Annotated in this window: 33 protein-coding genes and 1 tRNA gene; 31 read left to right on the top strand and 3 right to left on the bottom strand. The window is 64.7% G+C overall.

Annotated features, from left to right (window positions below; all coding sequences use genetic code 11):
- Position 1: 1 nt before the first annotated feature.
- The 31 genes from HPY67_13015 (at position 2) to HPY67_13165 (ending at position 23639) form a co-directional block, all read left to right on the top strand.
- A complete protein-coding gene (locus HPY67_13015) occupies positions 2-2017 on the top strand; it encodes a terminase (protein ID NPV05644.1) in 2016 nt (671 codons plus the stop codon).
- A gap of 8 nt (positions 2018-2025) precedes the next feature.
- The gene (locus HPY67_13020; GenBank protein ID NPV05645.1) at positions 2026-2250 is read left to right on the top strand and encodes a helix-turn-helix domain-containing protein; all 225 of its coding nucleotides are present in this window, start codon (positions 2026-2028) and stop codon (positions 2248-2250) included.
- Between the two features lie 193 nt (positions 2251-2443).
- On the top strand, positions 2444-3031 hold the full coding sequence (locus HPY67_13025; GenBank protein NPV05646.1) for a hypothetical protein: 588 nt from the start codon (positions 2444-2446) through the stop codon (positions 3029-3031).
- Positions 3031-4575, top strand: coding sequence for a phage portal protein (locus HPY67_13030; GenBank protein ID NPV05647.1), 1545 nt, complete (start codon positions 3031-3033; stop codon positions 4573-4575). Before HPY67_13025 ends, HPY67_13030 begins: the two co-directional genes overlap by 1 nt.
- Positions 4547-6448, top strand: coding sequence for a phage major capsid protein (locus tag HPY67_13035; protein ID NPV05648.1), 1902 nt, complete (start codon positions 4547-4549; stop codon positions 6446-6448). Before HPY67_13030 ends, HPY67_13035 begins: the two co-directional genes overlap by 29 nt.
- Positions 6449-6515: 67 nt before the next feature.
- On the top strand, positions 6516-6749 hold the full coding sequence (locus tag HPY67_13040) for a hypothetical protein (GenBank protein NPV05649.1): 234 nt from the start codon (positions 6516-6518) through the stop codon (positions 6747-6749).
- Positions 6746-7582, top strand: coding sequence for a hypothetical protein (locus HPY67_13045; GenBank protein ID NPV05650.1), 837 nt, complete (start codon positions 6746-6748; stop codon positions 7580-7582). The genes HPY67_13040 and HPY67_13045 overlap by 4 nt, the downstream gene beginning before the upstream one ends.
- A 64-nt stretch (positions 7583-7646) precedes the next feature.
- On the top strand, positions 7647-7997 hold the full coding sequence (locus HPY67_13050) for a hypothetical protein (GenBank protein ID NPV05651.1): 351 nt from the start codon (positions 7647-7649) through the stop codon (positions 7995-7997).
- Positions 7998-8028: 31 nt separating this feature from the next.
- The gene (locus tag HPY67_13055) at positions 8029-8235 is read left to right on the top strand and encodes a hypothetical protein (GenBank protein ID NPV05652.1); all 207 of its coding nucleotides are present in this window, start codon (positions 8029-8031) and stop codon (positions 8233-8235) included.
- The gene (locus tag HPY67_13060) at positions 8232-8576 is read left to right on the top strand and encodes a hypothetical protein (GenBank protein ID NPV05653.1); all 345 of its coding nucleotides are present in this window, start codon (positions 8232-8234) and stop codon (positions 8574-8576) included. Before HPY67_13055 ends, HPY67_13060 begins: the two co-directional genes overlap by 4 nt.
- A 10-nt stretch (positions 8577-8586) precedes the next feature.
- Positions 8587-8724 (top strand): hypothetical protein, encoded by a 138-nt coding sequence (locus HPY67_13065; protein ID NPV05654.1) that lies wholly within the window; start codon positions 8587-8589, stop codon positions 8722-8724.
- On the top strand, positions 8721-9224 hold the full coding sequence (locus HPY67_13070; protein ID NPV05655.1) for a hypothetical protein: 504 nt from the start codon (positions 8721-8723) through the stop codon (positions 9222-9224). The genes HPY67_13065 and HPY67_13070 overlap by 4 nt, the downstream gene beginning before the upstream one ends.
- Entirely contained in the window at positions 9224-9454 is a 231-nt protein-coding gene (locus HPY67_13075) for a hypothetical protein (GenBank protein NPV05656.1), read from the top strand. The genes HPY67_13070 and HPY67_13075 overlap by 1 nt, the downstream gene beginning before the upstream one ends.
- Positions 9455-9461: 7 nt before the next feature.
- Positions 9462-9779 carry a hypothetical protein gene (locus tag HPY67_13080; GenBank protein ID NPV05657.1) on the top strand — a complete coding sequence of 106 codons (318 nt, stop codon included), beginning with the start codon at positions 9462-9464 and terminating at the stop codon, positions 9777-9779.
- Positions 9780-9785: 6 nt separating this feature from the next.
- Complete coding sequence (locus HPY67_13085; protein NPV05658.1) at positions 9786-10217, top strand: hypothetical protein; 432 nt, start codon at positions 9786-9788, stop codon at positions 10215-10217.
- Positions 10218-10220: 3 nt separating this feature from the next.
- Entirely contained in the window at positions 10221-10544 is a 324-nt protein-coding gene (locus tag HPY67_13090) for a hypothetical protein (GenBank protein NPV05659.1), read from the top strand.
- Positions 10545-10554: 10 nt separating this feature from the next.
- Positions 10555-10716 (top strand): hypothetical protein, encoded by a 162-nt coding sequence (locus HPY67_13095; GenBank protein ID NPV05660.1) that lies wholly within the window; start codon positions 10555-10557, stop codon positions 10714-10716.
- Positions 10713-11978, top strand: a complete 1266-nt coding sequence (locus HPY67_13100) for a hypothetical protein (protein ID NPV05661.1) — start codon at positions 10713-10715, stop codon at positions 11976-11978. The genes HPY67_13095 and HPY67_13100 overlap by 4 nt, the downstream gene beginning before the upstream one ends.
- 18 nt (positions 11979-11996) lie before the next feature.
- The gene (locus HPY67_13105; GenBank protein ID NPV05662.1) at positions 11997-12401 is read left to right on the top strand and encodes a hypothetical protein; all 405 of its coding nucleotides are present in this window, start codon (positions 11997-11999) and stop codon (positions 12399-12401) included.
- Positions 12402-12439: 38 nt separating this feature from the next.
- Positions 12440-12772: a hypothetical protein gene (locus HPY67_13110; protein NPV05663.1), complete on the top strand. Its 333-nt coding sequence runs from the start codon at positions 12440-12442 to the stop codon at positions 12770-12772.
- Entirely contained in the window at positions 12759-14966 is a 2208-nt protein-coding gene (locus HPY67_13115) for a phage tail tape measure protein (protein ID NPV05664.1), read from the top strand. The genes HPY67_13110 and HPY67_13115 overlap by 14 nt, the downstream gene beginning before the upstream one ends.
- A gap of 1 nt (position 14967) precedes the next feature.
- Positions 14968-15537, top strand: a complete 570-nt coding sequence (locus HPY67_13120) for a hypothetical protein (GenBank protein ID NPV05665.1) — start codon at positions 14968-14970, stop codon at positions 15535-15537.
- Positions 15537-16151, top strand: a complete 615-nt coding sequence (locus tag HPY67_13125; protein ID NPV05666.1) for a DUF2163 domain-containing protein — start codon at positions 15537-15539, stop codon at positions 16149-16151. The genes HPY67_13120 and HPY67_13125 overlap by 1 nt, the downstream gene beginning before the upstream one ends.
- On the top strand, positions 16148-16576 hold the full coding sequence (locus HPY67_13130) for a hypothetical protein (protein ID NPV05667.1): 429 nt from the start codon (positions 16148-16150) through the stop codon (positions 16574-16576). The genes HPY67_13125 and HPY67_13130 overlap by 4 nt, the downstream gene beginning before the upstream one ends.
- Entirely contained in the window at positions 16566-19025 is a 2460-nt protein-coding gene (locus tag HPY67_13135; protein NPV05668.1) for a hypothetical protein, read from the top strand. The genes HPY67_13130 and HPY67_13135 overlap by 11 nt, the downstream gene beginning before the upstream one ends.
- Positions 19026-19039: 14 nt before the next feature.
- Complete coding sequence (locus HPY67_13140; GenBank protein NPV05669.1) at positions 19040-19291, top strand: hypothetical protein; 252 nt, start codon at positions 19040-19042, stop codon at positions 19289-19291.
- A 1-nt stretch (position 19292) separates the two neighbouring features.
- Positions 19293-20075, top strand: a complete 783-nt coding sequence (locus HPY67_13145; protein NPV05670.1) for a hypothetical protein — start codon at positions 19293-19295, stop codon at positions 20073-20075.
- A 25-nt stretch (positions 20076-20100) separates the two neighbouring features.
- Entirely contained in the window at positions 20101-20523 is a 423-nt protein-coding gene (locus HPY67_13150; protein ID NPV05671.1) for a hypothetical protein, read from the top strand.
- Between the two features lie 866 nt (positions 20524-21389).
- Positions 21390-21860: a hypothetical protein gene (locus HPY67_13155; protein ID NPV05672.1), complete on the top strand. Its 471-nt coding sequence runs from the start codon at positions 21390-21392 to the stop codon at positions 21858-21860.
- Between the two features lie 3 nt (positions 21861-21863).
- Positions 21864-22940: a hypothetical protein gene (locus tag HPY67_13160; protein ID NPV05673.1), complete on the top strand. Its 1077-nt coding sequence runs from the start codon at positions 21864-21866 to the stop codon at positions 22938-22940.
- A 138-nt stretch (positions 22941-23078) separates the two neighbouring features.
- Positions 23079-23639: a hypothetical protein gene (locus HPY67_13165; GenBank protein ID NPV05674.1), complete on the top strand. Its 561-nt coding sequence runs from the start codon at positions 23079-23081 to the stop codon at positions 23637-23639.
- A 74-nt stretch (positions 23640-23713) separates the two neighbouring features.
- On the opposite strand, the gene HPY67_13170 is transcribed toward HPY67_13165, so the two are convergent.
- The 3 genes from HPY67_13170 to HPY67_13180 form a co-directional block, all read right to left on the bottom strand.
- Positions 23714-23789 (bottom strand) — tRNA-Phe (locus tag HPY67_13170).
- A gap of 20 nt (positions 23790-23809) precedes the next feature.
- Positions 23810-24331, bottom strand: a complete 522-nt coding sequence (locus HPY67_13175; protein ID NPV05675.1) for an RDD family protein — start codon at positions 24329-24331, stop codon at positions 23810-23812.
- The gene (locus HPY67_13180) at positions 24324-25100 is read right to left on the bottom strand and encodes a 16S rRNA (uracil(1498)-N(3))-methyltransferase (GenBank protein NPV05676.1); all 777 of its coding nucleotides are present in this window, start codon (positions 25098-25100) and stop codon (positions 24324-24326) included. Before HPY67_13180 ends, HPY67_13175 begins: the two co-directional genes overlap by 8 nt.
- Position 25101 lies beyond the last annotated feature (1 nt).

Here is a 25101-nt window from a genome sequence, read left to right on the forward strand (position 1 = left end):
TATGGCAACCGTCATCCGCATCCCCCGCTCAAAACCCTGGATCCCGGACGCGCTTCGGCATGCCGCAGGCCGTCTGCGCTACAGGGTCTCTTTCAGCGAGTCGGAGCGCAAGGTCTTCCGCAAGCACAAGCGGATCCCGGTGTCGAGCTGGGCCGAGCGCTATCGCCACGTCACCATGTCCGTATTGCCGGGCCGATGGAAGAACGAGATCACGCCGTACCTCTCCGGCATCATGGACGCTTCATGGTTCCCGACCGTCCAGGAGGTCGTGATCTGCAAGGCCCCGCAGGTAGGCGGCACCGAGGCCGTCCTCAACTGCCTCGCCTACGCCATCGACCGAGACCCCGGCGCGGCCCTGGTCCTCTACCCGGACGAGCTGACGGCAAAGGAGAACAACCAGGACCGCATCCAGCCCATGATCAAGGGCAGCCCGCGGCTGCGCTCCTACATGACGGGCGTGGATGACGACGCCTCGTCGCTGCGCATCAACCTGCAGCACATGGTCATCTACATGGCCTGGGCCCGCAGCGCGCCGCGGCTGGCCAACAAACCGATCCGCTTCCTCATCTGCGACGAGGTCGACAAGTACGTCGACACGGCCGGCAGGCGGGAGACCGATCCCATCTCTCTGGCCGAGGCGCGGACGATCACGTACCGCTTCAGCCGCAAGATCTGGAAACTCTCGACGCCCACGACGGAGACTGGAAACATCACGAGGGCCCTGGCCGCCGTCCAGACCGTCTTCGATTACTGGGTGTGCTGCCCGGCCTGCGGCGCCGGCCAGAAGATGGAATTCAAGCAGGTCAAGTGGCCGCGGGCTGCCGAGCCGGGTCCGGACGGCCGGATCCACTCCGAGGACCCGGCCGTCATCGAGGCGGGCAAGCTCGCCTGGTACGAGTGCCCGCACTGCCTGGCGCAGTGGAACGACTACGACCGCGACGCGGCCGTTCGCGCCGGCGGCTGGAGGGCCCGTTCCGACGACCGCCCGATGAAGGACGTGTTGCGGGAACAGCGCCCCGTGAAGATCGGCTTCCATATCCCGTCGTGGCTCTCCACCTTCGTGAGCCTCTCCACCGTTGCGGCGGCGTTTCTCCGGAGCCTCTCCGACATCAACGCCTTCAAGGATTTCCACAACAAGCACCTGGCGGAGCCCTGGAAGCTGACGGTCATCGCGGGAAACGAGGCGCAGATCCTGGCCGCGCGCTGCCCGCTGCCGGCGCAGACCGTGCCCGAGGAAGCCGTCGCGCTGACGGCGGGCGTGGACGTGCAGAAGAGCGGGTTCTGGTTCGTCGTGAAGGCCTGGGCGGCAAGCGGAACCAGCTGGACCATCCATTACGGGTTCCTCTCGACCTGGGAAGAGGTGGAGCATCTTTTATTCGAGACAGCCTATCCGGTGGCCGGCACCGAGCGCACCATGCGGATCTTCCGGGCCTGCGTCGATACGGGCGGCGGGGAAAAGTATGAAGACATGACGATGACGGACGAAACCTACCTGTGGCTGATCAGGAACCGCGGCCGCGGCGGTGTCGCCCTCTGGGGAACGAAGGGCTCGAGTTCGTCTTTGCCCGGGATGCTCAGGATAGGCAACGAGGTCCTGTCGACATCGCGGGGCAGGAAGCTGCCCGCCGGCCTGCGGATCCTCTCCGTGGACACGGAGAAGGCGAAGGACCAGCTCCACTATCGGCTGCAGCTCGCGGCCAAGCCGGAGACGCGGTCGCTGCCCGGCGCGGCATTTCTGCATGCCGACACCGGGCCGGACTATGTGGCGCAGATCCTGGCCGAGGAGAAGCGGCGCAACGAAAAAGGCCACGAGGAGTGGGTGAACGTCCATGGGCGTCCGAATCATCTGCTCGACGCCGAGATCCTGGCGGCCGCATGCGTGGAGATGGAGTTCCCCGGCGGAGGCCTGCGGCTCGTCACGGCCGCCTCGAGAAAGCCGCAGCAACACGAACCGGTGCGTCCGTCTGCGGCCTCCGGGTGGATGACGCGGCCGGCGGGCGGCTGGCTGAGGAGATGAACGGAAGAATGGAGATGAACGGCCCCCCGAAGAGCCGGATGATCCTCATCACGGCGCAGGCCATCGCGGACTACATCGGCATCTCGAAGCCGTCGCTCTACGATCTCGTGCGGGAAGGCCTGCCCGTCGCCATCATCGGCCGGCGCATGGTCGCCCACGCCCAGAACATCGAGGAGTTCATGCAGAGACGGACACGCGGGAGGCTGACCGAGGTGCCCCCGGATGCGGAATAAAAACCTGTCAAGAAAATTTTGAGTAAAAGTTGATAGTGTTTTCGGTAAAAGTAAACCGTGTTTTCGGTAAAAATAGAAAAACCCGCCCCTCCAGAAAAAAATCCCGTGCTAAGGTTTGCCCGTCTCAGTCATCTACCTCTCTCCGGGGCGGGCGCGGCATTTTCGGCCGTGCCCCGCTCCCAAACGAGGGCGCATGCCGCAGGAGCCGTCCGTCATATACAGGGGAGTGACGCTGGGCTGGAAACGAGCCGCGGCGGAAACGACGTACATCGACGCCGGCGGCAACACGGTCGAGTGCCCTGCCTCCGAATGGACCCTCAAGTACAAGTTTGCCGGTCCCGCCGGGGCCTTTGAAATCACGGCCGTCGCAGACGGCGCCGATTATTCGGCATCGGCGACGGCCGCCGCGACGGCGCTCTATCCCGTCGGCGAGTATGCCTGGGTCGCCGTCGTCGAGAAGGGATCCGGCGAATCGCTTCAGCGGCGCATCGTCGATACCGGGACCAGCGAGGTCAAGGCAGGCCCGGCCGAATATATCGCCGGGCTGGACAAACGCAGCCACGCCAAGAAGGTTCTCGACGCGATCGAGGCCGTGATCCTGGGGCGCGCCACGAACGACCAGCTCGCGTACACGATCAACGGGCGCTCCCTGCAGAAGACGCCGCTGCCGGACCTGCTCAGGCTCCGCTCCCAATACCAGGCCGAATATCAGCGTGAACTCCGCGCCGAGCGGATCCGCAAGGGGCTCGACGGCGGCGGCAATGTCTATGTGAGGTTCTGATGCTGGACAAGATCCTGCGGAGACTGGGCTATCAGAAAATCGCGAAGCGCAGCATGACGGGGTTCGCCGCCGCCCGCACCGACCGCCTCGTGTCGTCCTGGAACCCGGCGAACCTGTCCATGGACGCCGTCCTGCGCACCCAGCTCCCCAGGATCCGCGCCCGGTCACGCGATTTGTCGATCAACAATCCCTACATCAAGAAGTTCATCGGCATGGTGGCCGTCAACGTCCTGGGCCCCGGGGGCATCTCGTTCCAGAGCAAGCTGAAATTCAAAAACGGCTCCCTCGACGAGAGGTCCAATATCGCCATCGAGACGGCCTGGAAGGAATGGGGCCGCCGCCGCCATTCGCCCGACGTTACCGGGAAACTCTCCTGGGTCCGCCTTCAGGACCTCTGCCTGCGGACGGTGGCGCGGGACGGCGAAATCTTCATCCGCCAGGTGCGCAACTTCGAAAACGCGCACAGGTATTCCCTCCAGCTCATCGAGGCCGACAGCGTCGATGAATCCTTCAACGCGGATCTCGGGCAAGGATACAGGATCATCATGGGGATCGAGATCGACCCGTGGGGCCGGCCGGTGGCATATCACGTGGCCCGGAGGGCCGCAAACGACTATTCCGACCCCGTGTCGTATCGGCAGCGCGAGCGGATCCCGGCGGAGGACATGATCCACCTGTTCGTCCCGTTCCGGGTCAACCAGCGCCGGGGCGTGCCCTGGGCCTTCGCGGTCATGGCGAAGACGAACGTGCTCGACGGGTACGAGGAGGCGGAGCTGGTCGCCGCCCGCGTAGCCGCCGCGAAGATGGGCTGCATCGAGACGGCGGAGGGAATCTACGTGGCCGATGACCAGGACGGGGCCGGGAAGCAATATATCGAGGCCGAGCCGGGGACATTCCCGATCATGCCGCCCGGGACGAAGATGAACATGTTCGACCCGCAGCACCCGACGACGGCATACCGGGATTTCGTCAAGCAGGTGCTCCGGGCGATCGCCTGCGGGCTCGAGGTGTCCTACAACAGCCTCGGGGCCGATCTCGAGAGCGTCAACTACAGCTCCGTCCGGTCCGGCACCCTCGAGGAACGCGACGGTTGGAAGGCGATTCAGGCATGGCTGATCGAGGACCTCTGCGAGCAGGTCTTCGAGGGCTGGCTCCGGATGCAGGTCCTGGCGCGCACGCTCGATTTCGAGCCGGCAGACATCGACCGGATCTGCGGCGCGGCCGTCTGGCGCGGCCGGTCCTGGTCCTGGGTGGATCCCCTCAAGGACGGCAAGGCGAACACGGAATCGCTCGCATCCGGCATGGCCACGCGGACGGATCTCCTGGCGGAGCAGGGGAAGGATTTCGAGGAGCACATCGACCAGCTCGTCTACGAGCAGGAATACATGCGCCGCAAGGGACTGACGCCGGACGCCGCGGCGAAGACGGATTCGGGCCAAAGCGACGGGGACGAGGCTGACGGCGGGGAAGGAAAGAACAAGAACGGCGGCAACGGCCGCTGGAAGGAGACGCAGCATGGATCCGAAACTCAGGCAGCTCATTGACGAGATCAACGGGGGCAAGACGGGCGGCCGCCTGTCCCGCCATGTCGACATGGAGTGCCGGGCCGCAGAGGGGAGGGAGGGCATCTACGAGCTGTCCTTCTCGAGCGAGACGCCGGTCGAGCGCTGGTGGGGGATCGAGATCCTGGACCACAGCCGAGGCTCCGTGCGGTTGGACCGGCTCAATTCCGCCGGCAGCCTTTTGTTCAATCACAACCGCGACCTGCTGATCGGCGCGATTGAGAGCGCCCGCATCGACGAGAGGGCGCGGCGCGGCCGTGCGGAAGTGCGGTTCTCCCCGTCGGCCGTCGGCCAGGAGAAGCGGGCGGAGGTCGACGCCGGCGTGCTGCGGACGACATCCGTGTCCTACCTCATCCACGCCATGGTCCTCGAGAAGGAAGAGGACGGCGTGCAGACCTATCGCGTCACCGACTGGGAACCCCTCGAGGTCTCCCTCGTCACGATCCCGGCCGACCCCGGCGTGGGCGTCGGCCGTTCGCGGCAGATCCCCGCCGGCCAGGGCGTCGGCGTGAAAACCAATCCTGACAAGGAGGAAACGAAGATGGACGAGAAAGAGATTCAGAAGCGAATCGACGACGCCCGCAAGCAGGGCGGCGACGAGGAGTCCACCCGGGTCAAGGCGATCCTTGGCCTCGTGAAGGAGGGCGACAACCGGCGTTTCGCCGACGTGGCCCTGCGCTACGTGGAAGCCGGCGCGAGTCCCGACGACTTCAAGCGGGCCCTCGAGGAGCTCAAGCGGCTCGACCCGAAGCCGGTCATCGACACGGATCCGGCCATCGGCATGTCGAACCGCGACATCCGGCAGTTCTCGATCGTGCGGGCGATCCGCGCCATGGCCGAAGGCAACCGCGGCCTGGCCGCCTTCGAGTTCGAGTGCTCGGAGGCCGTGGCCAAGCGGCTGCACAAGTCTCCCCAGGGATTCTTCGTCCCCTACGACGTCCTCACGGGAAGGCGCGACCTGGTGAAAGGCACCCCCACGGCCGGAGGCCATCTCGTGGCGACGGAACTCCTGGCGGCCTCCTTCATCGAGCTGCTACGGAACAAGATGCTTCTCCGCCGTCTCGGGGCCCAGGTCCTGGGCGGCCTCGTGGGCGACATCGCCATCCCGAAGCAGACGGGCGGCGCGACCGCCTACTGGGTCGGCGAGACTGTCGACGTAACCGAAAGCCAGCAGACCTTCGGGCAGGTGGCCCTTTCGCCCCGGACGGTCGGGACGTACACGGACATCTCCCGGAAACTGCTCATCCAGTCCTCCATCGATGTGGAGGCCTTCGTCCGCAACGACCTAGCCACCGTGCTGGCTCTGGCGATCGATTACGCCGGCATCAACGGCCTTGGTTCCGGCTCCAGCCAGCCGCTGGGCATCCTGCAGACGTCCGGCATCGGGGCCGTCGCCATCGGCACCGACGGAGGCGCCCCGACCTGGGGACACATCGTCGATCTCGAGACCGAGGTGTCCATCGACAACGCGGACATCGGCTCGCTCGCCTACCTGACCAACGCGAAGGTGCGCGGCAAGCTCAAGAAGACCTTCATCAACTCCACCTACGGCGAGATTCCCGTTTGGGGGCAGGGCGACGAACCCGGTTTCGGCGAGCTCAACGGCTACCGGGCCGGCGTTTCCAACCAGGTCCCCAGCAACCTGACCAAGAACGCGGGATCGAACCTCTCGGCCATCATCTTCGGGAACTTCTCCGACTACATCATCGGCGAGTGGGGCGCCATCGACATCCTGATCGACCCCTACACGGGAGGCGCATCCGGTACGGTCCGCGTCCGGGTGCTACAGGACGTCGACGGGGCCTGCCGCAGGGCAGAGTCCTTCGCGGCCATCGTCGACGCATCGACCACCTGATAACCCCTGACATCCCGGGGCGGCGCCAGGCGGGCCGCCCCGGGAGAATCGACCAAGGAGCAATCCCATGAAGATCATGGTTTTGAGAAATGTCTTCATCGGCGGCAAGTTCTTTGCCGAAGGGGAACGGCCGGACGTTGCGGACAAGGACGCCAAGACCCTCATCGCGATGAAGAAGGCCCGGGCCCTGACGGCCCGGGATGCCGAGGCTGTCGAGCAGGCCCTCCGGGAGGATTCCGAAAAGGCGCTCACGGGGAAGCCGGCCGACGCTCCGGAGGACAAGGGAGGAAAGAGAAAATGATCGGCGACATCCAGAACTACGACGTCAAGCAGGTCCTGCCCCTCGCGGTGCGCGGCGCAACCTACAAGGGGCCGGATTTCGACATGTCCCATTACCTCGGCCCCGCAAAGGCGATCCTCGCTGCGGAGGCCCAGGGATCCGGCGTCACGCTCAATGTGAAATTCCAGGCCTCGGACCCCGCGGCCTTGGGCGGCAGCTACAACGAGACGGGGGACACGGACAAAGCCCTGAACAAGGTGACGAGCGGCAAGACGAAGATCGCCGTCCAGTTCACCCAGTCCGGCGCCCGCAGCATCAAGCGCGTCGCTCTCAGGCTCAAGAAGACCGGCACGATCGCGTCGGACAGGCTCCTCACCCTGACCATCGAGACGGACAGCTCGGGGGCGCCGTCCGGCACCGCCCTGGGCACCGCCACGATCCTGGCCAACAGCGTCGGGGCCACCTACGACTGGTACGACTTCGTTTTCACGGCTCCTGTGGACGTGGCCAACTCCACCGTGTACCACCTGGTGCTCACCAGCAACTACACGGCGTCGGACAGCAATTTCATCAGCTGGCAGGGCCTTGCCGTGGCCTCCGGGGGCAACGCCGAGGACTACACCCCTTGGACGGACATCACCACGCTGAACCTGCTGTACCGCATCTTCCAGTACAACTTTGCGGACATCCCCGGCGCGGCCTTCACGGAGGTCGGCAACGCGGCCGCCTTCGAGGCGATCCATTTCCCCGTGGCCGACGCGAAACGGATCGTCCGGGCTGTGGCCACCGTGGCCGGCGGGACGGCGACGGGCAACTCGTCGTGCGTCATGCTGGCCCACAAGCGGTTTACCTAGTTACCGTAGCCCCTCCCGGGCCGCAAAGGCCGGGAGGAGCCGTCAACCGGAAGAGGAGATACCCATGAAAAAAGTCATCGCCTTTCTGTTTCTCGCGATCCTCGTCCCCGTTTCGGCCTGGCCGTCTCCCTTCGTGGTCAGCGATCCTTATCCTGCTTCTGGAGTGCAGCCTGACGGTTTCGCTGTTTCTGTGGATGGCGGCGCTGTGGTGGAGTCTCCGGCACAGGCCGTGACGGGCGGCGTGCGCATGTACTTCGACATCGGGGGCCTCCCGGCGGGATCGCACACGATCACGGTGCGGGCCTACAAGAATTACCAGGAGCCGTGGACCCGAAAGGAGAGCGATCCCGTAAATTTTACATTCACGGTTCCTGCAGCGCCGTCCGCACCGGCTGGTATTGGACTCATCAGGTGACCTGCACCTGGAAACTGAGGGCGAGGTGATCATGGATATCGGGACGGCAATCGCGATCTGCGGGGTCTGCTTCTCGGTCGTCGCCATCGTGTTCAAGGTGGTTTCCCCGCGGCCGTGCACGAAGGAACACTGCCAGGACCATTCCGGAGTCGTCGAGGCCATCAAGGCCGTCAACTCGTGGCTGAGCAAGATCGACGGCAAGGTCGACAAGCTGCTGCGCAACGGCACGGGACTATGACGAAGAACGAAATGCAGCACATCTTCCTGGGCAATCTGGCCCGCCTGATCCGGTGGATGCAGGAGCATTACACGGATTGCTGGGTCGTCGGCGGCGATCTCTGGCGGGACCGATCGGTCTATAGCCAGGTCGGGAAAGGGTCCGGCGTGAGCCTGCACTTCGAGCGGCTTGCCGTCGACATCCCAATGATCGACCGGGAAAGAAAGGTGCTGGTGGCGGACAGCGAGGTTTACAGGCCCGCCGGGGAGTACTGGAAATCCCTGCACCCGCTGAACCGGTGGGGAGGCGACATCCCCGGGGACGGTAATCATTTCTCCATGTCTCCGGACGGGAGAATCTGAGGAGAGGACCATGGGCAAAGGGCTCACGACCATCGAGATCATGATCATCCTGGCGATCCTGGCGGGATTCGGCCTCGGGGGCTGGATCGGGAGCCAGGACCAACCCGTCGTCATCAACGCGCCCGCGCAGGCGGAGAAGGCGAAATGAAGACCGAACTGAGACCCGGCGACTACTTCTGCGTGCGCACCGGTTCCTGGGTGGCTGGCGCCATCTTGGCGGCCCAGAAACTCAAGGCGCTGGACCGCGAGAGCACGTACAACCACGCGGGCATCGTCGTCGCGAGCGACGGCACCACGTTCGAGTCGTTGCGCCGGATCGCCCACTACGACATCAACGCCTACACGGGCTGCCGGATCTTGGTCGCCCGCCACCGGGACATGACGATGCCGGCGTTCATGCGCGGCTACCACGCCGTCAAGAAGTGGGACGGGCGGGTCTACCCCTTCTGGCGGCTCGCGCTGCACGCCGTGGGCCTCGCGAAATTCCTGCACGTCGCCGAGATTCCCGTCTGTTCGGAGCTGGTGGTCGAGCACTGCCATCACGCCGGCCTGTGCGATTACACGGGTTACGGATGGAACCCGGACAACCTGGCCGACAAGTTCCGGAACTACAAGTGCTATGACGTGCTGTACGAGGGGGAGTGGTGATGAAGGAAATCCTCGATAACATCAGGGATCTCAAGACAACGGGGCCCGCCGCGGCGGCCCTCGTCGCCACGGCGATAGCCCTGTTCCGGGACGCGGTGCAGGCGACGGTCGAGGCCATTTCGAGCCTCGGCTACACGCTGACGCCGGACAAGGAGATCTGGGTGTATGTCGCCCTGGCGGCCCTGTGCCTCGAACGGATCCTCTTCGGCCGCGCCCGCGGAAAGGAATGACCCGCCCATGGCGACCTTCAGGGAACAGCTCGAGGCCGACCTGGCCGTGTTCCTCAATGCCGACGAGTTCGCCGTCGAGGCCGACCTGGGCGAGGGGGCGGATCCCCGGCATATTCCCGTCCTCGTCGACGAATCGCCGGCCCTGGCGGAAGGCCCGGCCGCGGCGGTGCGGACGGCGACACGGGAGGCGACCTGCCGGTCGGCGGATATCGGGGGCACGAAGGTGGGCGACACGCTGTTCATCGGCGAAACGCAATACCGGATCATCGACATGCAGCCGGACGGCGCCGGGCTGACGACGATGATCCTGACGACGATCGGGTGAGGCGGCATGAGCGTGCGGCAGCGGATCATCGACGCGGTGCGGGCCCGGCTGGCCACGATCCGGCTCGCCAACGGCTACGCGACGGATATCGGGGCGAACGTCCTGGAATGGCAGACGACGCCCATCCCTGTCGATAGCCTGCCGGCCGTCTGCCTGAGGGACACGGAGACCGAGATCGAAGCCTGGACGATGCGCGAGCGCGACAACCGCGTCGCGCTGGTTATCGAGGCCATAGGCCAGGACATTCCGCCTGCCCGGGCGCGGTCCTATCTCGAGGACATCTACCGGGCGATCGGCGCCGACGAGACGTGGGGCGGCCTCGCCCTGCTGACGGAGCCCGCCGGGGACTCGATCGAGCTGATGATCAATGACGAGGGCGTCGGCCGCGCCACGGTGCGGATCACGATCGAATACCAGGCCGGGAAGTGGGAATTCTGAAGGATGCGCTACGACACGGTCAACGAGAAATCGACGAGCATCGTCACCCTCTCCTTCGCGGACGAGGCCGGCAATGCGGTGACCCCCACGTCCGGCACGTACCGGATCGACGACGTCGCCTCGGGAACCCAGATCAAGGGGGACACGGCATTCACGCCGGTCTCCAGCACGCACGAGATCACCATCAGCGACTCGGAAAATGCGATTCTCGATCCGGACAACGCCCGCGAGCTGCGCTGCGTGACCGTCTCCGTCACCTACGGGGTGGGCAAGAAGTGCACGGCCGAGTACCGCTACTATGTCGTCAACCTGATGAAGATCAGCTAAGGAGGCTGCCATGAAGTACCGCATGAAACCGAACGGACCGGACATCACGATCGTGGACGGCCCCCTGGCCGGCCGTACCTTCCGCGCCGGGGCGTCCTACGACGAGATCCCGGCCGGTTACGAGGACCGCTTCGAGCCGGCGGACGAACCCGAAGGAGGTGAGGACCGATGAGAAACTACCTGGCCGACTACAACCTGCTGGCCGTCTCCGCGAATGCGAAGGAGACCGCCCTGAACACGGAACAGACGCTCGACACCTCCATGCTCGTCGCGAAGGGAAACGTGGTCCTCCTCAAGCCCCGGCGGGAGGACAACCGCAACGAGCTGACCGGCAAGGAAGAGGCCGACACGGTCTACGATCTCGGGGCCCTGGCGGAAGGGACCCTGGAGTTCGAGAAGGCGCAGGCGCAGCACTTCGGCTTCGGCTACGCCTTTGCCTTCGGCAGCCGTTCCGCCTCGGCCTGGGGCACGGGCTACAAGCACGTCATCACCCCGACGGCCGACATGTTCCTGCCCTCCTTCACGGCGGCCATGCGCCTGGGGCAGACGATCATGAAGCGCCGCTTCGCCTCGATGCACGTGGACCAGCTCACGGCCACCTTCGCGAAGGATGCCTGGGCGAGGCTCTCCCTGGGCGTGAAGGGGACGGGCAAGTATGCCGACAACATGGCGAAGGAATCCGTCGCCGCGGCCTATAACGCCACGAGCCTCACCCTGGCGGCAAACGCCGTCCAGGGATCGACGGCCCAGGAACGGCTCGACAACGTGCATCAGGTCCGGGTCCTCGTGCCCACCACGGGCGAATGGAAGGACGTGACGGTGACGGCCGTCTCGGCGGCCACGCCCGCCGTTCTCACAATCTCCGCCCCGGGGGGCGTCGCGACGTCCACCACCTACGAGATCCTCTATGTCCCGACGGAGCCCGCCTGGTGCAGCTTCCCGGCCCGCGTGACCGAGCCCCCGCTGCGGGTGACGGACCTGGTCGTCCGCGTGGGCGGCAAGTGGAACGGCTCGGCCTTTCTCGAGGGGCACACGATGTCGAGCGAGATCGAGAGCATCGAGCATGTCGTCAACAACAACCTGGCCGTGGAATTCCGCGTGGGCGGCACCGGCGCGTACGCCAACTACGTGATCCGCCAGGGCCGCCTGCAGACGCTGAAGCTCAACCGCCAGATGCGGGACTTCATCCTGCAGCAGAAGATCAAGGACAACGAGTATCTCGGGGTCAACGCGAAGGCCACCGGCGCCGAGTTCGAGTCGGGGCGCAACTACTTCGTCGACATCGTTTTCCCGCGCTGCGCCGTCCTGGACTCGCCCATTTCGGTCAACGGCAAGGTCCTGGCCGAAGCCGGGGATCTCGTCGTCCTCCAGGACGACACCTACGGCAGCTGCCGGGTGGAAGTGGGCAACAAGGTCGCGGCCTACGCGGCATAACCGAAAGGAGATGGACGGATGCTGAAGATCGGCAAGCTCGGTTTCGACCCGGCGAACCCGCCGGCCGGCACGTGGGGGACGTACCAGGCGGGGGTGCGGATGAAGATCCGCAAGCTGACCAACGAGATCGTGCGGGAACTGCGCAGGCCTTTTGTCCGCACGGAGATGGAGCTCGACCATCGGTCGCGGCGCATGACGCCCGTGGAGAAGGTGGACGCCGACAGGTTCGACGACGCCCTGGCGGATTACCTGATCGAGGACTTCGAGGGTATCGGCGACGAGGATGGCCGTCCCCTGCCCGTCGACCTCGAATCGAAGAGGCGGATCATGAACCAGCCGGCGCTGGCCGAGTGGATCATGGCCTTCGCCAACAGCCTCGAGATGGCGCAGGCCGAGAGGCATCAGGACGAACTAAAAAACTGATCGACCTCACCCGGGTCTTCGTCTCGGGTGAGGGCGATATGGAGGTCCTGCCCGGCAACACCGCGGTCTGGGACCTCCTGATGCAGTGCAGGACGCAATGGCGGGTCGGGTTCGGGGGCGTCTATGCCATCGACCTGGCCGCGGTCATCGAGGCCGCCCGGTGCTGCGGGATCGTTCCCGACCAAAGCTTCCTCGAAAAGGTGGGGATTTTCGAGGAGGAAGTGCTCCGGGCCCTGCGCAGGAAAGAGGCCTCGGGGCCCTGCAGCGAGGAAAAGCGGAAGGAATGCGAGGAAGTCTTCGGCAGGGAATTTCTCGCCTGGGCCTGCCGGAACTGCGAGGAGATGAAAGGCAAGCGCGATGGCCGAAAATGAGGTCAAGCTGCGGATCACCACGGACGCCTCCGGGGCCGTCACGGGGATCGAGCAGGTCCGCTCCTCCATGCAGAAGCTGCAGAAGTCGGCCGAGGGGATCTCCGCCCAGCTCAAGGGGCTCCTCTCCTTCACCATCGCCGGCGTCGGGCTCTACCAGATGGTCTCCGTCGGGAAGGACCTGGCCGAGCTCGGCGCCAAGGCCCAGCAGGCCGAGGAGTCATTCCGGCTCATGGCCGAGAGCGTCGGGATCAACGCCGAGCAGATGTACCAGGCCATGAAGACCGCTTCCCGCGGGATCATGGACGATTCGGACCTCATGCAGAAGGCGGCCAAGGGGATCGCCCAGGGGCTGCGGTCCGACGAGCTCGTCGCCATCGCCCAGGGCGCCCGTTACGCGGCGCGCCTGGCCGGCGAGGATGTCAAGACGGCCTACGAGACGATCACCGACGCGATCGCCAACCAGATGCCCAAGGCCCTCCGGCGCTACGGTCTCGTCACGAAGGAAGAGATGAGCCTGCTCAACCGGGCCATGGCCGCCGGCGTCGAGGACATCCGTCTTGCCGACATCGCCCTGGCCAATCTCGCCATCCAGACGGGCCGGTTCGGCACGGAGGCCGAGACGGCCTACGAGAGCATGCAGCGCCTGCGGGCTGAGTGGAACAACATGAAGGAGCAGGCGGGCAAGGGAATCGTCGCCGTCGTCGATGTCATCTACCGCACGTTCCTGCAGCGCAGCCCCGGAGAAGCCGAGAGTATCGCCGGGATCGATGCGTTCGGCAGACCTGTGGATATGGGGAAAACCGAATATCGCGGCAAGATCACGGCCGAACGGCCCTACGATCCGTATTCGGAGGGGAACCTCCTGCGCGCCGAGGCCGAGCGGGACAAGTTCTGGGCCGTCGAGAAGATGAAGACGGCCATCGCCGAGAAGGAGAACCAGAAGCGCCTCGAAGAAATCGCGAGGCTCAACGAGCACATCGAGGATATGTGGGCCCGGCAGGTCCTGACGGTTGAGGAGCAGGCGACGCGGCAGGCGGATATCTGGCGCAGGAAAGGCGCGGATCGGGTTTTGGTCGAGGAATGGCTTGCAAACGAGCTGGAGCGGATACGGATCTCGGAGGACGCTAGGCTGACGGAGCGCCTCTCGAAGATTTACGAGCGCGAGCAGAAAAACGCCCTGGCCATCGCCGAGATCTACGCCGATACGGAAGCCCGATCCGCAATCTCTCGGCTGAATTTTCAAAAGCAAATCCTCTCGGAGAAGGAAGGCCTCGGCCTGATGACCGCCTCCGAGAGACTGTTGGCGGAGCACGACCTGGCGCGGAAGATCCTCGAGGCCGAGGAGTCTCGCCTGCGCGTGCTCCTGACGAGGAAATCCCAGCACATCACCGAGGACGACCTCGAGGGTCAGCGCGAGATCCTCAAGCTCGCCTTGGAGCACAAGGAAATCTCGCAGCAGATACTGGAGACCGAGGAACTGCGGGTCCTGCGCCTGAAGGAGTTCCAGGGCGGCTTCGCCGAAGGCCTCGACGCCGGCGCCCGGAAGTATTTCAGCGAGATCGAGGGGTCCTTCCGCCGCGGGCGCACGCAGGCGGAACAGACGGCACGCGGCATGGAGCAGGCGTTTTCCGACGGCTTCTTCGCCGTCTTCACGGGGCAAGTGGACAGGCTGGAAGATGTCTGGACAAACTTCTGTCACTCCATGGCCCGCGCCTGGTCGGACACGCTGGCGCAGATGGTGATGGAGAGCCTGAAGGGGTCCGGCGGCGGGCTGTTCGGCGGCCTCGATTCTATCCTTTCCGGAGCGGAGTCTTTTGACCTTTTCGCCCTGCTCGGAGGGGGCTCGGGGATGTTCTTCGAGGAAGGCGGAATCTTCAGCGCCGGCCGCCTCGTTCCCTTTGCCGCGGGAGGGATCGTCGAGCGGCCGACGGTATTCCGCATGGCCTCCGGCATGGGACTCATGGGCGAGGAAGGACCCGAGGCCGTCATGCCCCTTGGGAGGACCGCCTCGGGCGAGCTGGGCGTGAAAGGCATGGGGTCGGGCGGGGTCGTGATCGTCAACAACATCCGGGCCATCGACACGCAGAGCTTCGCGGATGTCTGCCGACGCAACCCGCAGGCGATCACGCAGACCGTATCCTCCGAGATGAAAGACGGCAAACTCAAGCACTGGAAGCCGTTCATGGGGGGCTGACATGGCGAAATTCCCCGAAGACGTGAAGCTTTCCTACCCGCTGCAGATCAGCCCGCGGTGGCGCACCGTCGTGACGGCCTTCGACGGCGGCTGGGAGCAGCGGGCCATTAAGGACGACTTCGCCGTCTACGACGTGACGCTCAGGATCGACAAGGTCTCCAAGACGGACTTCCTGAAGATCTGGGAGTTCTACCAGGCCCGCAAGGGGGCCTACGAGGCGTTCTATTTCTTCGTGCCCTATCCGGACACCTACAAGGGGCTCTACGTGGGCGTGGGCAACGGGTCGACCACCACGTTCGACCTGCCCGGCAAGTCCACCTCGGCCCGGTCCATCTACCTGGATTTCGCCCTGCAGTCTAGCGGCTACTCGATCCTGGACGGCGGCGGGGCGGAGGGCGCGGACCGGGTGCAGTTCGCCTCCGCGCCAGCGGACGGGATGATCATCTCCTGCGACTTCACGGGTCTCATGCGCATCCGCTGCCGGTTCAGGGAGGACGCGATGACGAAGGAATACATGGCCAACGGGCTCTACCGTACGGGCCTCGAGCTCAAGGGGCTCAAGGGGAACTGATGAAGAATTTCGACGCCGACATGGCCGCGGCCCTTGCCGCCGAGACGCTCAGCCCCTTCTGGCTGCTGGAGCTGCAGCTCTCGACGCCCGTGTACTACACGGACCGGGACCGCGCCATCCGCCACGACGGCAAGACCTTCCAGCCCCGCGCCTTCAAGAGCGCCGACATCGCCTCGGCCATCTCCATGTCCGTCGAGCGGCTCACGGTCACGATCGACGACGCCGACTCGGTGATCACGGCCCTCTTCCTGGGCGAGAACGTCCGGAAGAAGACGGCCATCCTGTATTACGGCGTCATCAAGACGGACTGCACGATCCTGGCTGAGGAGGTCTTCCGGGGCTTCATCGGCGGCTGGAACGCCGTCGAGCCCGACATGGAGATCCGGATCGTCAACGAGATGGTCCTGTGGAACCAGAAGACGCTGCGGATCGCGCAGTCCACCTGTCCCTGGATCTTCCGGGGAACGGAGTGCGGCTATGGCGGGTCGGCCTCATGGTGCGACCAGAGCTACGAGCGCTGCACGGCCCTGGGCAACGCGGACCGGTTCGGCGGGTTCGAGTTCCTGCCCTCCATCATGGAGCGGCAGGTGTGGTGGGGGAGGATCCCGAAGTGAAGTTCGCCGATGTCATGGCCGGTTTCATCGGCAAGCCGTTCCGCCCGGGCGGGACGGGGCCCGACGGCTACGACTGCATCGGCCTCTGCTGGGCGGTCCTGCGGGCCCTGGGCCGTGACGTGCCGGCCGAATACGCCGGCTGGAGCGTGGAGCGCGGGGATTATGCGGAGTGGGCGGCTGCGGACCGGGCCGCGGCCGACGCCCTGGTGCGGGAGATGATGGGAAACGTGGGCGATCCCGTCGCGCCCCTGTACGAGCTGCCGGGGGATCTGCTGCTGGTCGATTTTGCGGGGATGGGCGAGACGCTGGCCGTCTACTGCGGAAACGGCGTCGCCGTGACCTCGACACCGAAAACAGGCGTTCGGGCGTTCAACCTGTCGCGAAAGATGCGCATCGTCGCGGCGCGGAGGTTCCATGGGCGTTGAAGGGTTCATCCTGGTCTCTCTCTTTGCCACGGTCTCGAGCGTGATCTCGGGCATTGCCCAGACCCAGCAGGCGAAGAGCCGGGCCGAGCAGGCGCGCCGGGCCATGGAGGAGCGCTCGCGTGGGCACCTGATCAACGCGAAGTCGACCCAGGCGGAGATCCCTCTCATTTACGGACAGGTGCGCGTCGGGCTCAACCATTGCTACGTGGGCACCACGGGGGACCGGAACGATTACCTGCACATCGTCGGCATCATCGGCGAGGGGCCCATCGACGGCATCGTCCAGGTCGGCGGGGTCGACCAGATCTGGATCGACGGCAAGCTCTGGACCGAGTACGGAGCCGATAACGTCCACTATGAGTTCTTCGACGGGTCCGCCTCCCAGGGCGTCTGCTCCACCCTGCACGACGCCGACGTCAACTGGGTCAACCCGCTGCGCAACACGGCGTATCTCTACATGCGCCTGAAGTACAACCAGGACAAGTTCCAGGGGCCGCCGGGCGAGATCACCGTGGAGGTCCGGGGGCTCGAGGTCTACGACCCGCGCACCGCCTCCGCGGCCTGGTCCGACAACCCGGCCCTGCACGTGCGCGACATGGTCGTCCGCAGCGCCCAGCGGGGCGGCATGGGCATCGACCCGTCGCGCCTCGACGATGCATCCTTCGGCGGTGCCGCCACCTACTGCGAGACGAAGGGATGGAAGGGGGCGGCCTGCATCAACCACAACCAGGCCGTGACGGACAATATCGCCCTGCTGCTCACAGCCTTCCGGGGCGAGCTGATCTACTCGGAGAACCTGTTCAAGCTGCGCTACCGCGACCTGGGATACGAGTCCCCGGTGATGACATTGACCGATGACGACGTGATCGCCCCCGCCGGCCGCACGACCTTGCAGATCACCGAGGCCGACGTGTTCGACACGCCCACGGCCCTTCGCTGCAAGTTCCTGAACCCGGACAAGAGGTACCAGGTGGACGACCACGTCCTGCCCGACACGGAGGCGGTGGCCTCGGAGGGCTACCGGGAGGACGGGGCGGACATGACCGCCGTGGGCGGCTACGCGAACGTGGTGAAGATGGCAAACTACCTGCTGGAGCGCCGCCGGCTTGGCAAGGAGGCGACGTTCCAGGCCCGGTCCCGGTGCGCCGCGCTCGAGCCGTGCGACGTCGTCCTGTTTTCGCACCGCAAGCCGGGCTGGACGAACAAGCACTTCCGCGTGATGAACGTCCGCGTGGCCATGGACGGCTCCTGCGCCCTGTCGCTGCAAGAGGAGTACTCGAGCCTCTACGACGACGTCTACAACCTCTCGGCCCACACCTGGCGCGATACGACCCTGCCCTCGCCCCTGTCGGACGTGCCGTCTGTGCGGAACGTCTCCGACGCCGAGGAGGTCTACAATTACCGCGGCCGGTCCTGGACACGCTGGAAGATCGATTTCGACCCGCCCGACCCCCAGGTCTACCCGTTCTGGAAGCACGCCGAGATCTGGCTCCGGATCGGCGAGACGGGCGACTGGAAGTTCTTGACCGTGGCCACCACGGATTTCCAGCTGGACCCCGTCGAGGAGGGGCGGACCTACTACTGCCGGATGCGCTCGGTGAGCATCTTCGAGACGAAGGAGCCCCTCGATGGCAGCTACACCGTGTCCCGCATGATCCAGGGCAAGACGTCCCTACCCTCGGACATGACACCCATCACGGCCGTCGCCTCCGCCGACACGGTGTCGATCCTCGGCGAGGCCCTCTCCGAACCGGACATCGAGGGCTACGAGCTGCGGATGGGCGACGGCTGGCAGGGCGCCCTGCTCATGGGGTTCTACAAGGCCCCCATGATCCGGTTCTCCGGCGTGCGGCCGGGCACCTTCACCTGGTGGCTCGCGCCCATGGACAACCGGGGTCAGTACGCGAACACGAAGCGCTCGGCCCAGTGCACCGTGCGCTACCCGGCGGGCTACGAGGACAAGAACACCTGGTCCTGGGATTTCACGACGGGTACGCACTCCAACACCGAGCATGCGACGTACAACAGCCAGGATGCGCTGCGGTGCTCCCACACGGGCGGAGTTCTCACGGGGATGTGGACGTCCCCGGAATACGACCTTGGCTCGATCAAGACGGTTCGCGTCTGGGGGGACTTTCTGACGGCCTTCGTCGCTTCGAACCAGACGTGGGGCGGGATCCTGCCCGGCGGCACGACCTGGGCGGACATCGGGATCTCGACCAAGCGGTGGTACGAGATCTTCGCCGCCACCATCGCCGGGCAGCTCCGGGCGAAGCTCAAATGGGGGGATTCGTCCGGATCTCTCACGAACGAGGCGTCCTTCTTCGAGCTGCTCGCGCCCGAGATCACAGGCCGGTACGTACAGGTCGAGATCACGCTGACTGACCCCACGCCGGATTCCGTCCTGTATCTGTACAAACTGAACATGAAGGCGGCCTACTGGCAGTGAGGTGATCAATGGCCATGGATATCAGGCTGGACACGGTAACCAAAACCGGCAAGGTCTACACCGCCTATGTGCAGCTGGTCGACTCCAAGTCGGGAAAGATCCTGGAGACCTTCAGCTGCACCTATGACCCGGACAAGAAAGGCGGCTTTGCGGCCGCCCTGAAGGCGAAGGCCGAAGCGGTCAAGGCCCGGATCGAGGAGAAAGACGCGGCCCGCGGCGAGATCGAGGCGGTTATCGCCCAGATCAGGGCCGAGACTGGAGGATGAGATGGCGCAGAACTTCACGGACGATTGCTTTGACGCCAGCCATGTCGGGCAGACGGATCTCGGCAACATGGAGAACAATTTCGCCTGCCTGAAGAGCAGCTTCAGCGGGAGCTCCGCCCCGTCGAACCCCGTCGCGGGGATGCTCTGGTACGACACGACGAACAACCTGCTGAAGCTCCGCAACGCGGCCAACAACGCCTGGCTCGAGATCTACGACTTCGGCAACGACCGGGTAGCAGCGGGCAAGGTGGGGACCGATTCCCTCGCCTCCGGCGCCGTGACGGATGCGAAGGTGACCAGCGTCGGGGGCTCCAAGATCACCGCGGGCAGCATCCCCTCCGGGAAATTCCAGGCCGGCGCGATCGCCGGCGCGGATATCGCCGACGGCACTGTCACGCGGGCGAAGATCGGCGCCTATACGGCCGGAAATTACTTCATTATCGGAAGCGATCCAGAAAAAACGACAGCGGCGACATCCTACACGAAGGTCAAGGAGATCGTCGTAACCCGCACCGGGACACTGCGGGTCAGTTTTGCTCTTGCGTCCGGGTCGAACGGGATCAATGCCTACGGCCGTGTATACCGCAACGGGGTTGCCGTCGGTACGGCCAGGAATACCACATCCACAACTCCCGAGACTTACTCGGAAGACATCTCCGGATGGGGGCCGAATGATCTTTGCCAGATATACGCCTACACGCAAAGCGGAGCATATCCGGCCAAGGTTACGAACTTCAGGCTCTACACCGGGGCTCCCGAGCGTGAATACGTAACGATGGATTAATCGATCTGCCCTACAGGAGGACATCATGGCGAGCTTCAACAAGTTCAATGACTTCGTCGAGCAGTTGGCCAAGGGCGTACACCAGCTCCACGCCGCCGGGCACACCCTCAAGGTGTTTCTGACCAACGAGGCGCCGCAGGCCACGGACACGGTCAAGGCGGACATGGTGGAAATCACGGCACAGAACGGCTACCCGGCGGGCGGCGCGGACATCCAGAACGACTGTTCGGAGACCGGCGGCACGCTGACCGTGACGGCGCAGGATGTGGTCTTCACGGCATCCGGCGGTTCCTTCGGGCCGTTCCGGTACGCCGTCATCTACAACGACACGCCGACCTCGCCGGCGGATCCGCTCGTGGGCTGGTACGACTACGGCAGCTCCATCACGGTCCTCGACGGCGAGACCTTCACCGTGGACTTCGGGGTCAGCCTGCTGACGCTCTCGTAACGCAATAGAGGTGACCGATGACCAGATATTACCTCGTACCGAACGAAACCGATCCCGACAAGCTGCGGCGACTCCACGCCCGAAAGGCCCCCAAATACCCCGATCTCATCAAGGGTAACGTCAGAGGGGTCACGGATTTCGACGATTGGTATCAATACGTCCGGCGTCCGTGATCGCGACGGCCTAGAAGAGGCCATATTATAGAATGGCTGATCGGAGAGAGACGTACATTGAGGTCCCTGTAAATGGCATCGGATAGTTTTACCGGAACAAACGGGACTGCCCTGACAACCCACGACGCGAATTGGTCCCTATGTGCAGATGATGATTTCGGAAGAATCTATGGCAATGGCGTGTCATACGGCGTTTGGTCTACAGGCAGCTACCGGTACGCAGGGTCAAACGGGAATGAGAGCATCATCACGCTAAAGGCCGGAGCGAACAATGGGTCGACCGCAAAAGTAGGCCCGGCAGTGCGCATGGGGTCTACAACGTCTGGATATCATCTACTTCTTGGCTCGATAAGCGGGTCGAATTATACTTATTTGCATGTCTACAAAAACAGAGATTGGCAATCAGTGTTTTCAGGGACTTGGAGCATCAACTCGGATCATGTGGTCCGAATCGTTGCATCCGGTACGGGCTCTACAGTTACCATTAATTGCTACGTAGACGGAATCTTCGTGGGGTCTTGGGATGATTCGTCTACACCCTACATCAGCGGCCTGTCTGGAATATATTTAGTGGGAGACGGATCGAATGACTATGCGTTCGGTGATGACTGGTCTGACGGGGCGATTTCGTCAAAATCGTTAATTCCCAACAACATGATGCAACACTATCTGGTGAGATAGGAGAACAATAATATGGGTAGAATCTACCGAGTGCCGTTCAATGCCGTGGCCGTCACGGCGCAGCAGGACCTCTTCGAGATCACCGCGGCATCGAACAAGCCCTGCCGCATCCATGCCTGGATGGTCACACAGTCATCCGAGGTCGGCGACGCGCAGGAAGAGGGGCTGAACCTCGTGCTCAAGCGCGGCAACAGCTCCACGACCTCCGGCAGCGGCGGGACAGCCCCGACCCCGGTGCCGCAGAATCCGAACGACTCTGCGGCCGGGTTTTCCGCCGAGGTGAACAACACCACGAAGATGACCGGCGGCACCATCGTCCTGGAGGAGCCGCACAACTGGAACGTGCGGGCCCCGTACCTCATGGTGTACACCCCGGAGACGCGGCCGGTCATCCTGCCCGGCGAGCGCAAGACGCTCGAACTGGCGACGACCCCGGCGGACTCCATCACCATGAGCGGCTTCATGATCGTTGAGGAAGAGTAACCGATGCCGCACGTGTTCCGCCGGCCATTCGATTACGCCGTCCGCCTGCCGCGGCCCTTCGTGCCGTCGAGGGTCACCGCGAACCACTATGTGCTCACGGCCGACGCCGGCACGTTCACCCTCGCAGGGACGGCGGCCGCAGTCAGGAAGGGATACCGGCTCAGCGCCGCGAGCGGCAGCATCGCTCTGGCCGGGATGGCCGCAAGCCTGGAGAAGGGAAGCAAGCTCTCCGCTGGTGCCGGGTCTTTTACCCTGTCCGGCACGGCGGCATCGCTGAAGCGCAGTTACAGGCTCAGCGCTGAAAGCGTCTCCTTCGCGCTGGGCGGTACCCAGACGGCCCTCAAGCGCGGTTGCCGGGTAAGTGCCGCGGCCGGGTCGTTTGCCCTCTCCGGGGCCGACGTGGCGTTCCACAAGGGCCTCCGCCTGGCGGCCGGGAGCGGCGGCTTCGCCCTGTCCGGGACGGACGCCGCCTTCCGGAGGACGTACCGCCTGAGCGCCGGGCCCGGATCGTTCGCCCAGGCCGGCACCCAGGCAAGCCTCGAATACAACCACCGTCTGGCGGCCGCCCCTGGATCATTCTCACTCGGCGGCGCGGATGCGGCCCTGCGCAAGGGGACGGGCCTGGTGGCCGGATCCGGGGCCTTCGTGCTCGCCGGCCAGGATGTCGCCTTCCGCCGCGGCTACGCGATCAGGGCCGAAAGCGGCGGATTCGCCCAGGCCGGCACCCCGGCGGCTCTCAGGGCCTCCCGCAGGCTCGCGGCCGGGGGGTCGGCCTTTGCCCTGTCCGGAGCCTCCGCGGGTCTCCATCGCGGCATGCGGGTAAGCGCCGGCATCGGCGCATTCGCACTGACGGGCCTGGCCGTGTCGCTGCGGCACCTCCGGGTGTTGCCGGCCGGGCCCGGCGTCTACGTGCTCGCGGGGCGCGACGCATCGCTGATCTATACCCCACTCGAGGCGTACAAGCTTCTGCGTGTTACATTCGGACCGATGAAGAAGCCCGGCTTGACGGGCAACTTGCGATCGGCGCGGATCTCAATTTCTCACCGCAGCAGCTCGATCGGTGCCGGCGGGCTTCAGTGAGAATCTCGCATCTCCCCTGGCCGGGACGGCTGCCTGCCCCACCGCCTCCCGGCCCCTTCCTTTTTAACTCGCAATATGTAATAAGAATCCCGCCATGGACGTGATAGATTCATCACAAATTCTACGGGAGGTGGAGCCATGAAGGGCAGGTCAGTGGCCGCTCTGGCGGCGGTGGTGATGTTTTTGGGGTGTGCATCGGACATGGTCTCGAAGAACGGCAGCTTCAAGGGAAGCTTCAAGCCCGACATCGAATCGCGCAGGGATTCCTGGCAGATCTATTCCGTGGGCAACGAGCAGGGCGCAACCGCCATGGCCACTTTCATGCTCGTGGGAATCCCCGTCGTCGTTCCCTCCGTTCAGGTAAAGGCCGACATCACGCTCGACGAGGCGATCCAGGAAACCTGCCGCGTCGCCTATTACCAGGATTGTCTGGCTGAGGCTTTCAGAATGGGCAACGAGCCCGCGGAACTCCGGGTTCGGGCGAGCGTGCACCTGCGCGACGGATTGAAGAAGATTCTCAAGGTGGAAGTCATAGACGACCGCCAGAAGCTCACGCCCGGCGACGTGAAGATCTATTCCAACTGGCGGGAATACTCGGTGGCCGGATCCGGTCTTGTGATCACCCGCGAAAACATCCCGGACGATGTCATCCGCGATCTGTTGAGCGGGCAGACGGCCGCCCAACATCGGTTCCGATGACAAATGTAGTCACAATGTAGTCACAGGGCAAATGAAAAAGGGGTTGGATTTTGCATCCAACCCCTTGATTTTCCTGGTGGGTCAGGGCGGAGTCGAACCGCCGACACTCGGATTTTCAGTCCGATGCTCTACCTGCTGAGCTACCGACCCCTGTGCGCTTTAAAGATGTTTTAACTAAATAAATTGCCCTGGTTTGTCAAGGCATTTTTTGGCGGGATCTCGATCTCGACGACCTGGTAGAGATCGATGACGACGGTGCCGGCGATTTTGTCATGCCAGCCCTGCTTGCGCCTGTCCGCGCCCGCCCAGAGGAAGCCCATCAGCATGGGGATGCCGGAGACGATGTAGCCCACCCAGCGCAGGAAGGCCGTCCCGAAGCCGATCGGCTCGCCCGTTTCCTGGACGACTCGAAGCCCCAGCAGCCGTTTGCCCGGCGTCTGCCCCGTCGTGCCGTGGAAGTACGTGAAGTAGGCCATATCCAGCAGGACGGTGACGGTCTGGTACAGCAGGAAGACCCTCCCCCCCAGCTCCAGCAGGGCCTCCGGGTCGGCTGACATGGCGCGGGGAGAGATGCCGAGGCCGAAGGCCGTCGCACCAACGAAAAACAGGACCATGCCGATGAAACCGAGGATGATCTTGTCGACCGTGAAGGCGTAGAGCCGCCGCCAGAACCCGCCGTAGTGCCTATCCATCGTGATCCTTTCCCTCGAGCGCCCCGAGCAGGCCGCATTCATACTGCAAAACGGCGAGAATGGCAAGGGCCGCGGTCTCCACGCGCAGGACGAGCCGTCCGAGGCTTGCCGTCAGGAAACCCGCCTGCCTCGCCAGCTCCGCCTCCTCGCCCGACAGGCCGCCCTCGGGCCCGACGACGAGAAAGAACTCCCGGGCCGACCGGGCCTCGGCGCCCCTCAGGATCTCCCGGATGGAGCGCTCCGATTCGGCCTCCCAGAAGAAGATCTTCACGGCCCCCGGCGGCGCCTGCCCGAGGGCCTCCCGGAAGGCGAGGGGCTCGGCGATCTCGGGCACGTCGGCCCGGCCGCACTGCTCGGCCGCCTCGGCGGCGATCCGGCGCCAGCGCTCGAGCCGCCGCGCGGACCTGTCCTCGGTGCGCTGCGGGATCGTCCGGGCGGAGCGGAAGGGGATGATGCGGGCCGCGCCCAGCTCCGTCGCCTTTTGGACGATGAATTCCATCTTGTCGCCCTTCGGCAGGGCCTGGGCCAGCGTGATGCGCACGGGGCTCTGGACGGGCACGCGCTTGCGGGCGACGATTCGCGCCGTGCCCCCCCGGCCCTCGAGGCGCTCGATCACGCTCCGGTACTCCCAGCCCGTCCCGTCGAACAGCAGGATCGCGTCACCGCGGCCCAGGCGGAGCACGCTTCGCAGGTAGCGGACCGTGTCCGCGGCCAGCTCGACAGACTCCTTCCCTTCGGGGATGGGGGGGAAATAGATCCGGGGCGTCATC

The sequence above is a fragment of the Syntrophaceae bacterium genome, assembly GCA_013177795.1.
Taxonomy (GTDB): Bacteria; Desulfobacterota; Syntrophia; order Syntrophales; family UBA2192; genus UBA2192.